Below are 12,266 nucleotides of genomic sequence, written 5' to 3'. Positions count from 1 at the left end.
CTATTCCCCCAAACTTTACCTATCTTGTATAATAAAATAAAAAAGGATGAAATACCATGATAAATCCCAAAAAAATACTAATTGTAGGGACGATTTTATTAGTCTCACTAACATGTGCTTTTTATATTAATCACCAACTGAATAAACCAGAAAAATCGGAGGTCACCGGAGGTAAAAAAAATATGAATAATAAAGAAAAAAGCGAACAAGAAAAAGCTGAAGAATACGTCGAGATAATGAAGCCAAAAATAGAAGAAGAGTTAAGAAAAGAGGATATTCATCATTTTATAAAGTCTGTAACTTTTGAAGATAAAGTTAATATAAATCCGATGGGAAGAATTGTAGTGAATGGTTATATAAATGATAATCCAGATAAATTCGACTTTTCCGCAGATTTGATATACGAGTCCAATAAAGTTGATGGAATAAGCTATTCCCAAGATGTATCAGATCGTTTCAGAGATTGGAGTGAATACAGCAAAGAGGTAAAAGATAAATATATCAAAACCGCTTACCCTGATAAAAAAGAGCGTGAACAATATTTAAAAGATATCGGAGAACTAAAATAAACAGGCATAATGCCTGTTTATTTTAATGATCAGTTTACTTTCGCCGATTCGCATCCCCAAAAAGACGGCCCTCCTGTAGGCAGTCTTTCTTTGTTAAATATGAAACAGCCAGACGACGAGCGGCCCAAAGAATGAGCCAAGCACCGCACAAAGCGTCATAGAAACGGAACTCATGGATACGGCCAGTTCCCCGTATTCGAATGCTTTTGAGGTGCCCAGTGCATGGGAGGCGCTGCCTAATGCGATGCCTTGGCCAAGTGAGCTGCGTATGCGGAGCCATTTTAAGACCATCGGCCCGAGGATGACGCCTGAAAAGCCCGCAATCATCACAAAGACGACTGTCATGGAAGGAACACCGCCAAGACCGGCGGCGATCTGAATAGCGACAGGGGTTGTGATCGACTTTGGCAGAATGGATAATAAGAGATCATGATGAATCCCGAATGCTTCTGCGAAGATCAGCCCGCTGATCATTCCCATGCATAATCCGACCAGCACGCCGCCTATAATGGGAACACAATGTTTTACAATGATATGCCATTGTTTATAAAGCGGATAGGCCAGTGCCACAACAGCCGGCCCAAGCAAAGAATTGATCCATTTTCCCCCGATCATATAGCCTTCATACGAAACATGGAACAACACCAAAACCGCGACAATCAATATTGTCGTTGTCAGAACAGGGATAAGAAATGGTAACGGGAATCGCTTATAGAGTTTGACCATCGCTAAATAAGCGGCAACTGTTAAAAGAATTATAATGATTGCGATACATGCTTGCTGCATTTCTCTTTCTCCTCACGCTTTTTTGCTTTTTTCTCTAATAGCTGGCTGACGAATCCAGCCGCAATGATCGTGACGATGGTGCTCAGAACGACTGTAATCAGCAGCATCAAACCATTTAATGAAATGAGAGACGGGTATTTCATCACTCCTGTCATTGCCGGGATGAACAACAATGGAAGAAAGGACAATAAAAAACCTGCTCCGTCTTCAATAATGGAGACCGGAACAATACGGAGACCTAAACAGATCAGCAGCAATACCAATCCGACTATGCTTCCTGACACTGGTAAATGAAACAGATGCTGAATGGCTTCCCCAATCATAAAAAATACATATAAAATCAACACTTGCAAAATAATTCGTATGGCTTTCACATCGAGTGCTGCTCTCCAAATAGAACAGCCTCCTCCTTTCTGGTGACTTGCTTTGACGAATGTTCTGAGGAATCACTTTACTTTCTTTTTGTATGATTGTACTATACAAGTATAAAAATGATTTAGTTATATAACTTGTATTAATGCAGTTAATATACATTTGTATTATACAAGTATATGTGGTGTTGTCAATGTCGGAGATTGGAATGGGGAGCGAGAGCGATTGCAAAAACAAAATCCAGTTGAATTAATTGAATATGAGCTGACGACTTTTATCAGGAGAGCTGTTTATCTGGATCAATCAGAGAAAAGAACAGGGAATTTGGAGAGATCATCCTACTTATTGTTAAGACAATTGGATGAATTTGGGCCTGCCCGCGTAAAGGAGCTGGCCGATTCGTTTAAATTAGATATCTCTACTCTTTCAAGACAAGCAGCTGCATTAGAGGCGAAGGAGCTTATCTATCGTTTCTCAGACCCTTCCGATGGCAGAGTCAGTCTGTTTACCATTACAAAGCTCGGCAAACAAGCATTAAAAGCCGATAAGCAAAAGCGCCTTGAACGTTATGAACAGATGCTGAAAGAGTGGTCAACAAATGAAAAAGAAATGTTTGGCGAACTTCTGCAGCGTATGAACAAGGCCTTTATCGATTAATAGCCAAAAAACCCATGTGTTCGCATGGGTTTTTTATGCCATTCAGGTTTATCTGCTTCGTTTGACGGCAGCCCATGCACAAGCAAGCCCGGCAAGAACAGCCGCCGATACAATCGGGCGCTTCGTGGCTTTCGTGTAGTAGCTTCTTGACCGCATCCATCCTTTATTTGTGCCTCTGTCATGCAGGCCGTAGCCCGCTTCATAAAGCGCACTTTTTTCTCGGGGGTTCGACGGTCTTTCGGCATGCTGGCTGCAGTACATAATTTTTTCCATCAGTCTGTCGGTCAGCCGGGGGAAAAGAGCACCCAGCATGGCGATGGCTTTTGCCTGTGAGCCGATGTACATGTCACGCTTCGGGTGTTCGGCGGCAAACAGGATGGCTTCGGCGGCCGCTTCCGGCGGGTAGATCATAGAGCGGTAATGAGCCGGCTGTTTGTCGAGGTAGCTGCGCGCGTGTTCGTTGTAAGGCGTGTCAATTCTGCCCGGATGAATGAGCGTAACCGAGACGGGTGCCTGTTCTTTTTCGAGCTCCATTCGGATGCTTTCCGTCCATCCGTGAAGCGCAAATTTGGCTGACGCATATGCGGATTGAATGACCGTGCCCCTGTCGCCGAACAGGCTTCCTACATTGATGAGGGCACCTGGCACGCCTCTGCTGGTGTAGTGTTTGACGGCTGCTCTTGTTCCGTAGACAGGTCCCCAGAAGTTTGTGTCGAACATGCGCTTCATGTCATCGACGGTGACGTCCATGGCGTGTCCGAAAATCGAGACGGCGGCATTGTTGACCCATGTGTCAAAGCGGCCGAATGTGCTGATCGCGGTTTCTGCGATGCGGTTGACGTCTTCTTCTTTTCCGGTATCCGCTTTCACCCATATGGCGTCGTGCCCTTTTTCCTTAAGCTCATCAGTGAGCTCCTTCAGCGCGTCTTCATTTCGTGCTGCTGCCACGACCTTTGCCCCTTTTTCAGCTGCCATTCTCGCAGTGACAAGCCCGATTCCGCTTGAAGCGCCGGTAATGACAATCACTTGATCCTTAAGTTGTTTCAGTTTGAGCTTCGTTTTCATGCCCGGGTTCTGTTGTTCAAGCTGTTCTGTATTTGTGACTGCATCATCGTTTGCCATTAAGAATCCCTCCTGAACGCGTTTTTGTACCTTTACCCCATCCAGGAGGTTCTTAGCCCTTTTGACAATCACAGGGTTCTTTTTTATATTATATAAGTCGCTCTACCATACCTAGGAGGGAATGTTTTAATGACTAGCAGAGGAGATTCACGTGAAAAAATCCTTCACACGGCGTCACGTCTGTTCCAGCTGCAAGGATATCACGCGACAGGTTTGAACCAGATTGTGAAAGAAAGCGGTGCTCCTAAGGGATCGCTTTATCACTTTTTTCCGAATGGCAAAGAAGAATTAGCAATTGAAGCGGTTACATATACAGGAAAATTGATTGAACATCTGATACAGCAAAGCATGGATGAATCCTCTGATCCAACAGAAGCGATTCAGCATTTTATCAAAAAAACAGCCAGCCAGTTTGACAATACAGAAAGCATTCAAGGCATTCCAGTCGGTTTGCTGGCGAGTGAGACAGCGTTAATCAGTGAACCGCTGCGGACGGTTTGCATGAAGGTGTTTAAAAGCTGGGAAGCGGTTTTTGCGAAAAAATTAATGGGAAACGGATTTGCAGAAGAAGAAGCAAATCAGCTTGGAATGCTGATCAATTCGATGATTGAGGGCGGTATCATGCTTTCGTTAACGAATAAAGACAAAACGCCCCTTCTTCTCATTGCCGAGCAAATTCCAGTGCTGGTGAGAAAAAAAGGGTAGCATTTTGTTATCCTTTCTCCTACAATTATATAGAACGGTCTAGTCAGATAAACTATATTATATAGACTGGTCTAAATTGGAGGAAACGATATATGAAAACATTATGTGAAAACTCATTACCTAAAGAAAAAATGCCTTATTTGCTCCGCAGCGGAGAAGGTGAGCGCTATTTGTTCGGCAGACAGGTCGCCACGGTAATGGCGAATGCGAAGAGCACAGGCGATCTGTTTGAGATCGTGCTGCTTTCCGGGGGAAAAGGAGATGCCTTTCCGCTTCACGTCCACAAGGACACACATGAAGGGATTCTCGTTTTGGACGGTAAGCTTGAGCTGACACTTGATGGAGAACATTATTTATTAGTATCAGGCGATTATGTGAACATTCCGGCCGGAACACCGCACAGCTACCGGATGCAGAGCCACAGAACACGACTAGTGTCCTACACGATGAAAGGAAATGTAGCGCACATGTATTCCGTTATTGGGAATCCATATGATCACGCTGAACATCCGCCGCACGCAATCGAAGAAGTGTCAAACGAGCGATTTGCACAAGCGGCCGCTGTGGCGGACATTGCCTTTCTGGATGATGAAAAGCCAGCAGGTGCGGCAACATTAGCGGAACTTACAGAGCTTCCGGATAGAGCCGTTCCATACGTGCTTGAGTCTGGGGAAGGCGACCGTCTGTTGACGGGGGATCAGCTTCACCGCATTGTGGCTGCACAAAAAAATACAGACGGCCAATTTATCGTCGTATCATCGGAAGGCCCTAAAGGTGATCGGATCGTTGATCACTACCATGAACACCATACAGAAACATTTTATTGCCTTGAAGGGCAGATGACGATGTGGGCGGATGGCCAGGAAATTCAGCTGAACCCGGGAGATTTTCTGCATGTCCCTGCGCACACCGTTCACTCCTATCGTCTGGATTCTCATTATACAAAGATGGTGGGCGTACTGGTTCCAGGCTTATTTGAACCGTTTTTCCGGACGTTAGGTGAGCCGTATGAAGGCCACATCTTCCCAAGTGAGCCTCAGGCTCTGCGATTTGATCGCGTCCTGCAGAATATCGAAGCATTAGATTTAAAGGTAATGAAACCATAAAAATGACAAGATTGTAAGGTTCCCATGCCTGCCTGACACCTAAATCGATGTTTGCTCGCTCCTTTTTTTCATACCCTTAAGGTACAGAAAAAAGGAGCGTGATGGATGTGGCTTCATTACAGCCGACTTTGTCAAATGAGCGGATCGGCGTGCTTGATGTGCTAAGAGGAATGGCGATTTTCGGCATCTTATTTGTCAATCTGGCACATTTCAGTTATCCGGATATGTACTTGTCTATGCTTGGAAAAGAGAACTTTTTTACAGAAAAGTGGTCTGCAGCAGACTTTGCAGCAGCAGACATACTGACATTCTTCATCCAAACAAAATGTATTTTGTTATTTTCCTTTTTATTTGGATTTGGCATGGTTGTCATGATGGAGAGAGCCGTAAGCAAAGGGAAGCGGTTTGTCCCGCTGTATGCGAGAAGGTTAGCGGCGCTTCTCTTGTTTGGAACGGTTCATGCCTTTTTGATTTGGGACGGGGATATTTTAACGGAATACGCCCTGCTTGGCTTTGTCCTGCTCTTATTTCGAAAAGCAAAGCCGAAAACACTGCTGATATGGGCGGTCTCTTTGTATCTCCTGTTTTCGCTTCCGTTCATGTTGACAAGCTTTGATCAATCAAACGGACAGGAATGGGTCCAAGCGGCAACTCAGCAAGCAAAGCAAGCACTTCATGTTTACGGAAGCGGCAGCTTGAAGGACATTGCGGAACAGCGGATCCACGATCGTCTTGTTTACATGTCTTCGAATGGCATGCTTACGTATAACCCGCTCAACTTCTTCTTTGCATCGATTCCTTATTTCAGCATGTTTTTGCTGGGAGCTGCGGCGGCGAAATCACGGTACTTGCACGAACCGGGAAAGTATCGCAAAGGATTGAAACAAGTGTGGATGGCTGGTCTTGTCATCGGCATGAGCGCCCAAGTGCTGTACACTGTAACAGATAAGGAAATATTCTTGCTGATTGGCGCGCCTTTCTTGATGTTTTTCTATGTCACAACGGTTGTCTATCTTTATCATAAAACAAGAGTGAGAACAGTGCTCCAATCCTTCTCCGCTGTTGGACGGATGGCATTTACCAATTATCTGATGCAGTCTATCGTGTGTACGTGGATTTTCTATCATTACGGCTTGGGGCTGTATGGGAAAGTGTACCCTGCTGCTGGTGTGCTCATCACGATTGCGGTTTGTGCCATTCAAATGGTCTTCAGCCACCTTTGGCTTCGTGTCTTTCGGATGGGGCCGTTTGAGTGGCTGTGGAGAAGCGCTACGTATATGGCGTGGCAGCCTATTGTAAAGAAAACAAAAGTCTAGATGCCTATTGGCGTCTAGACTTTTTTCTATTATTTATACACGACACGTGTTTTGCAAATGATGTCATGCAGGCCTTTTTTCTCTCCAAAGGCGATCATGATAAAACCGATATAAAAGATGATTCCTGATAAGATATATGCAAAGTAACGGCCAATTCCTTGTCCGACGGAAACCCGTTCGCCTTGTTCATTGACCACTTTCAGGCCAAGAATTTTTTTGCCGAGTGTGCCCTGCATTTTAGAAGCTGTGAGCAGTCCGTAATATAACACACTGATGACGATCATGATCAGCATGGTAGGCAAAAATGCAATCGTCATGTATGTCACCATATACTCCTCTTGGGTCATGTAAGGGTTTGCTGCCACAGCCCCAGCTACAAACACAGTATTAATAATAAATAGAATAATATAACTAGGAACAGATACAATAATGCCATCGATAAAATAAGCTAAAAAACGAATCCAAAATCCTGCCGGTTTTTCCATGTATTTTTCTCTCTCCTTTGAATTAATCTGGAATAGTATACTTTGAAAAAAAAGCACATGCAATATGATATGGTGATAAAATCCTGATATGCCTGAAAAATGAGTCTTTTATCCTTCTGTTTTTACTATATAAATCTACTAGCAGGTGATAAAAAATGTCTTATACATTAAAAGAAATGATGGAGCATTGCCAAATGACCGAAGATGCCATCCGTTATTATGAGAAGATCGGACTGCTTCCGCCGGTCAAACGAAAGGCAAATGGGCATCGAGCGTTCAGTGAGGACGATAAAAAACGGCTCCTCTTTATCAGATGTCTGAAGAAAACGGGTATGTCTTTGGAGGAAATGAAACCCTTCCTCAGCCTGCAAGAGCAGACTGACAGGTTAGATGATCATCAGCGCGCGCTGCTGAAAAACTATCAGGATAAGTTGAAACAGAAACAGAAAGAATTACAAACAATTTGGGAGCTGATTGAAGAAAAGCTGGAGAGCGGAGAAGGATTTGGGCCCCCGCTGCAAAAAAATAGGTATTGACCTGGTGTTTACACCAGGTTTTAGCATAAAACACAACCCTGGCAGCAGGGAATCACGCGAATAGGGAAGTGTTTTATACATGAAAAACGTAAATATTGGAAAGACCGGGCTGAACGCCTTCAACATTGGTTTAGGTGCAGGTGTTGTCGGTAATGCGATGATGTATCCCAATGTGACGGAAGAGATGGGAAAAGATCTGATTCATGCTGCATTTGATGAAGGCATTGATTTTATCGATACAGCATATTTATACGGCTTGGGCAGGTCTGAGGAGCTGATTGGAGAGGCCGTTAAGCAGCGCGGCAATCGGGAAAAGATCGTGATTTCAACAAAGGTTTCCCCTTCTCCCGAGTTTGTGAATGGAGCTGTGAAGACAGACATTCGACCGTCAGCGCTGCGCAAGGCTGCTGATGAAGCGCTTATTCGATTGCAAACCGATTATATTGATATCCTTTTTTTGCATTTTCCTGACAGCCGAACACCATTAGGGGAAGCGGCGGACGCGCTGGCTCAGTTAAAAAAGGAAGGCAAAATTAGAGCTGTTGGCGCATCTAATCTGGACTTTCATCAGCTGCAGGAGTTTAATGCTGAAGGCCATTTGGACGTGTTTCAAACTGAGTACTCTTTACTTGTACGGCATGCTGAGGAGGACATTCTGCCATACTGCAGAGAAAAAAGCATCTCTGTTATCCCGTTTTATCCTCTCGCTTCCGGATTGCTTGCCGGGAGGTACAAACACGATGATGTTTTCACTGATGTATCAAGATCGAATCACCCGCTTTTTCAGCGTCAGGCATTTCTGGAGAACCTTGAGAAAGTGGAGAAATTAAAGCAGTTTGCTGGACAAAAACAAGCGGAACCGGCGCAAATTGCATTGGCGTGGCTGTTACACAAGCCGGGGATTGATATGATTATTCCGGGAGCCACTCGGCCTGAGCAACTGAGGGCTAATCTAAAAACAGCAGATATTCATTTATCAAAAGATGACCTGAAACAAATAGATCAGATGTTTGGCTCATAACATTTCCCAAAGATATACCCCAGATTGAAGAAAGGGTATATCTTTTAGTTTGGATCGCTTTTTCCGCTGTTTTTGTTTTATGATATAAAGGATAAATTTTCTATTTTGAGAGGTGTCTATTTATGTCTAGAAAAAACAGCGTGGCGATCGTAACAATCATTTCTGCGTTCCTTTTTTGTGCCATGATCGCTGCGGCTTCACTTTCGCCGCTGGCCGAAACGGGAGGGGCGGCCAATCAATTTAACTCAGTCGGCATGTGGTCAGCTATCGGTATGATCCTAGTGTTGTATTTCATTCCTTTTCTCATTTACATGCTTGGAGTAGATGCGATGAGGTATGTAATGGCCGTGCTTTGCGGCTTTGGGCTGCTGATTCATTTGTCTTCGGCCGGTTTTATCTTGATGTTTAGTTTATTCAGTGACCATCTTCTTTCTGAGGTGACCTTTGTAATTGGGGTTAGTCTCGCTGCGGCTGCTGTCAATGTCATTTGGTTTTTTGCCGCTTTTCGTTCTGCATCAAAAAAGCCCGTTACAAGAAGTATTACATAGTTTCCTAGACTTGTAATTTTACTGCTCATACAATTATTAAATGGACAATATGCTGTACTTATTGCGATCTCATTTATGGTCAAATCATTTCATATGAAAGCTTTGATTTGCTGAGGACGTAACGATTTATATCAGAACTATCAGAAACTAGTGGATTTTGGGAAATAATTGAATGTGAGAAAAGGCTGGCGAGAAGATCTCTGCAGCCTTTTTTGCTTTTCTATGTATAAATTTTGATATTATACGTTAGAGGCTGTACGGTTTCATTTACTAGAGGAGTATTGTCTTGTAACATATTTTATAACCAGTCATTTCTTTATTTTCCCTTTTAGTTTTCAGGTTTATAGAATGATAGAAAGGTTGGGTGAAAAGCGAAAGAGAACCCGCAAGATGATGCAGATTCTCTTCACTATGATTATTTAGAGGCTTGAATAAATACACCTTTCTCATGAGAAAACTCTTTAAATCCATATACCCCATGATAGGACCCGATTCCGCTTGTGTTGACGCCGCCGAATGGCAGGTTGACGTCACTGAAGTGAACGACAACATCGTTGATGGCTGCGTTGCCTGATGTCGTATGCTGAAGGACGTTGTCGATCAGGTCTTGGTTGTGGCTGAATACATAAAGCGCAAGCGGTTTATCGCGGTCATTTACGTAATCGATGACCTCATCGATGTCTTCATAGTTCATCATCGGCAGGATCGGTGCGAAGATTTCCTCCTGCATGATTTTCATGTCAGGCGTGACGTTTTTCAATACGGTTGGCGAGATCGTGCGGTCGCTGGCATCAAATACGCCGCCGAATACGACTTCCGCCCCTTTTTCGATGGCGTCGTCGAACAGGTCTTTGACGCGGTTGAAGTTGCGGTCATTGACGATCTGCGTAAATTTGCTGCGGTCTGGGTTGTGATCATCCTCCATAAATCCTGCGTTGACGATTGTTTGTAAAATGCCCGCGAACCTGTCTTGAACGTCTTTTTTAATGAACAGATAATCAGGGGCGACGCAGGTTTGGCCGGCGTTTACGAATTTGCCGACGGCGATCTTTTTCGCTGCGTCCATTAGATCGTATTCACTGTCGATGATCGTTGGGCTCTTGCCGCCTAGCTCAAGTGTGACAGATGCCAAGTGTTTGGCAGCGGCTGTCATAACGATTTTTCCGACATTTGTGCTTCCAGTGAAGAAAATGTGGTCGAACGGCTGATCTAGAAGCTCGGTTGCCACCTCAACCTCTCCTTCAAAAATCGCGACTTCTTTTTCATCAAAAGCATCCCGAATGACTTTTGCGGCAATGTTGCTCGTATTCATCGTAAAATCGGACAGCTTCACAATCGCGCTGTTTCCGGCTGCGAGAGAAGCGGCAAGCGGCGCCATCGTCAGCATAAACGGATAGTTCCACGGGCCGAGGATGAGTGTTACGCCTTTAGGCTCGTACATGAGAATCCCGTTTGCCTCAGGGCTTAACGATGAACCGACTTCTTTAGGCGCCATCCATTTTTCAAGGTTGTTCATATTATCTCTGATCGCTTTTTTCGTTCCTTCGATTTCCGCTTTTTTGACCTCGTGATATGGTTTGCGGACGTCTTTGCGAATCGCTTCGATGATTTCTTCTTCATGGGCGATGACGGAATCTAAAAAGCGTTGAAGCTTCTCTATGCGCTGTTCCGCTGTTGAAGCGCGCAGTGCTTTTTGCTGTTTTTTCTGAAGCTGAAAGACACGCTGAATGTCGTCTTTTACTTGCTGTTCCATTGTAAAATCCCCCTCATTTGCTTTCTTCTTTTCTCGGACCTATTATAAAGTGGTACCTTTTCTGTAAGGAAGACAACGGTGAACCATCTATACGTTACCGTACATATATCGAACATCTGTCTAATGATTGGGGGTGTCTTTTGTGCCGGAATCTGCTGAAGCTCAAGTGAAACAGGCGCTGCTGGCCTTATTGGAAGAAAGGGATATTCAACAAATCACAATGAAAGAAATTGCTGAAAAGGCTAAAGTGAGCCGCGGGACGCTCTACCTTTATTATGAGGACAAGTTTTCGATCATCGAGGATGTGATCGAAGACATGAAGGAAGGGCTGGGTAAAGCGCTCCATGACGCCTTCAAGCATATGGATACCCTTCATTTGAACAAAAAACGGCAAACGGTGCATCCGACTCTGTCTTTTGTTCATGAGCATCGATCCTTTTTTGGTACGATGATGAACAGAGAACATTTTCATCGGTTTTTTAAGGATGTGTTTCAGCAGGATGTCTTGCTGGCTCCGATCCATGTAAATTTAACGCCGATCGAACAGGAAATTTACGGACATTACCGGGCTTTGTACACGTACGCGATTATCCTGTATTGGCTGAATGAGGATGCGGCCGCGACTCCGGAAGCCATCAGCCAAAAGGTATGGGAGCTTGTTTCTCAAAAGCGGTTTTATTGGCTGTTTGGACAGGCTGCATCAGGGGAGCGACAGGAGGACACGCAAATCGACAGGCGTGTGGTTCGAACGAGAGAGGCGCTGCAGAAGGCTTTGCTGGATGTATTGGCGGAGAAAAAAGACTACGCGGCCATCACGATTTCAGACATTACCCGGAAAAGCAATATCCGCCGCGCAACCTTTTATGATCACTATTCCAGTAAAGAGGAATTGCTGCAAACCATGATTCAGCAATCATGTGCGAAGATCATTGATCACCTGACGGTTGCCTCCAGTCCGAATGTGCTTTCCTTAGAGGAAGCAGAGGAGGCGCTCGCCAGTCTGCTTTCTGCTTTAGACCGCATGCCCATTGTCCATTTTCTCAATCGGGACTGGGATGTTCCTCATGTGATACCTGAGATGTTTAAAGTGCTGGAATCGTTTTACCTGCATCAGCAGACTGATATTCATGCGGGGAAAAAGCTTTATGCCTATTATGTATCCGCGATGATTATCGGGTTGATTATGTATCGGCTGGATGAAGGAAAGATGCATGCGCCGGAAGTGCTGGCGAGGGAGTTTTTGCAGTTTTTGGATGTGAAGAAATATAAGGTTGTATTGCTTTGAAAGAC

Annotated in this window: 14 protein-coding genes; 9 read left to right on the top strand and 5 right to left on the bottom strand. The window is 44.5% G+C overall.

The window, feature by feature from the left end:
- Nucleotides 1-56 precede the first annotated feature (56 nt).
- Nucleotides 57-569 carry a DUF1433 domain-containing protein gene (locus M1M80_RS20935; protein ID WP_060399909.1) on the top strand — a complete coding sequence of 171 codons (513 nt, stop codon included), beginning with the start codon at nt 57-59 and terminating at the stop codon, nt 567-569.
- Nucleotides 570-662: 93 nt separating this feature from the next.
- Here the strand turns inward: M1M80_RS20935 and M1M80_RS20930 are convergent, their stop codons facing one another.
- On the bottom strand, nt 663-1,355 hold the full coding sequence (locus M1M80_RS20930) for an LrgB family protein (protein WP_003236432.1): 693 nt from the start codon (nt 1,353-1,355) through the stop codon (nt 663-665).
- The gene (locus M1M80_RS20925) at nt 1,325-1,729 is read right to left on the bottom strand and encodes a CidA/LrgA family holin-like protein (RefSeq protein WP_060399908.1); all 405 of its coding nucleotides are present in this window, start codon (nt 1,727-1,729) and stop codon (nt 1,325-1,327) included. The genes M1M80_RS20930 and M1M80_RS20925 overlap by 31 nt, the downstream gene beginning before the upstream one ends.
- A gap of 223 nt (nt 1,730-1,952) precedes the next feature.
- Here M1M80_RS20925 and M1M80_RS20920 point away from each other — a divergent pair, with 223 nt between their 5' ends.
- Nucleotides 1,953-2,384, top strand: coding sequence for a MarR family transcriptional regulator (locus tag M1M80_RS20920; RefSeq protein ID WP_003236430.1), 432 nt, complete (start codon nt 1,953-1,955; stop codon nt 2,382-2,384).
- Nucleotides 2,385-2,432: 48 nt separating this feature from the next.
- Here M1M80_RS20920 and M1M80_RS20915 read toward each other — a convergent pair whose 3' ends face one another.
- Entirely contained in the window at nt 2,433-3,506 is a 1,074-nt protein-coding gene (locus M1M80_RS20915; RefSeq protein ID WP_060399907.1) for an SDR family oxidoreductase, read from the bottom strand.
- A gap of 129 nt (nt 3,507-3,635) precedes the next feature.
- On the opposite strand from M1M80_RS20915, the gene yxaF reads away from it, so the two are divergent.
- The 3 genes from yxaF to M1M80_RS20900 all read left to right on the top strand — a co-directional run bounded on the left by yxaF (nt 3,636) and on the right by M1M80_RS20900 (nt 6,633).
- On the top strand, nt 3,636-4,211 hold the full coding sequence (gene yxaF, locus M1M80_RS20910; protein ID WP_060399906.1) for a transcriptional regulator YxaF: 576 nt from the start codon (nt 3,636-3,638) through the stop codon (nt 4,209-4,211).
- Nucleotides 4,212-4,303: 92 nt separating this feature from the next.
- Nucleotides 4,304-5,317, top strand: a complete 1,014-nt coding sequence (locus tag M1M80_RS20905) for a quercetin 2,3-dioxygenase (protein ID WP_060399905.1) — start codon at nt 4,304-4,306, stop codon at nt 5,315-5,317.
- A gap of 107 nt (nt 5,318-5,424) precedes the next feature.
- Nucleotides 5,425-6,633 carry a DUF418 domain-containing protein gene (locus M1M80_RS20900; protein ID WP_060400077.1) on the top strand — a complete coding sequence of 403 codons (1,209 nt, stop codon included), beginning with the start codon at nt 5,425-5,427 and terminating at the stop codon, nt 6,631-6,633.
- Between the two features lie 29 nt (nt 6,634-6,662).
- On the opposite strand, the gene M1M80_RS20895 is transcribed toward M1M80_RS20900, so the two are convergent.
- On the bottom strand, nt 6,663-7,118 hold the full coding sequence (locus tag M1M80_RS20895) for an RDD family protein (RefSeq protein ID WP_060399904.1): 456 nt from the start codon (nt 7,116-7,118) through the stop codon (nt 6,663-6,665).
- Between the two features lie 155 nt (nt 7,119-7,273).
- Between M1M80_RS20895 and M1M80_RS20890 the strand changes: the two genes are divergently transcribed.
- From M1M80_RS20890 to M1M80_RS20880, 3 genes are all read left to right on the top strand, one after another.
- Nucleotides 7,274-7,654, top strand: a complete 381-nt coding sequence (locus M1M80_RS20890; RefSeq protein ID WP_060399903.1) for a MerR family transcriptional regulator — start codon at nt 7,274-7,276, stop codon at nt 7,652-7,654.
- A 79-nt stretch (nt 7,655-7,733) separates the two neighbouring features.
- The gene (locus M1M80_RS20885) at nt 7,734-8,675 is read left to right on the top strand and encodes an aldo/keto reductase (protein ID WP_060399902.1); all 942 of its coding nucleotides are present in this window, start codon (nt 7,734-7,736) and stop codon (nt 8,673-8,675) included.
- 122 nt (nt 8,676-8,797) lie between these two features.
- Nucleotides 8,798-9,223, top strand: a complete 426-nt coding sequence (locus M1M80_RS20880; RefSeq protein WP_060399901.1) for a DUF5391 family protein — start codon at nt 8,798-8,800, stop codon at nt 9,221-9,223.
- A gap of 415 nt (nt 9,224-9,638) precedes the next feature.
- On the opposite strand, the gene M1M80_RS20875 is transcribed toward M1M80_RS20880, so the two are convergent.
- Nucleotides 9,639-10,976, bottom strand: a complete 1,338-nt coding sequence (locus tag M1M80_RS20875; RefSeq protein ID WP_060399900.1) for an aldehyde dehydrogenase family protein — start codon at nt 10,974-10,976, stop codon at nt 9,639-9,641.
- A 142-nt stretch (nt 10,977-11,118) separates the two neighbouring features.
- On the opposite strand from M1M80_RS20875, the gene M1M80_RS20870 reads away from it, so the two are divergent.
- A complete protein-coding gene (locus tag M1M80_RS20870; RefSeq protein ID WP_060399899.1) occupies nt 11,119-12,261 on the top strand; it encodes a TetR/AcrR family transcriptional regulator in 1,143 nt (380 codons plus the stop codon).
- The last annotated feature ends 5 nt before the right edge of the window (nt 12,262-12,266 follow it).

The sequence above is a fragment of the Bacillus inaquosorum genome, from assembly GCF_023238325.1.
Taxonomy (GTDB): Bacteria; Bacillota; Bacilli; order Bacillales; family Bacillaceae; genus Bacillus; species Bacillus inaquosorum.
This window is presented reverse-complemented; position numbering and strand designations above follow the sequence as displayed.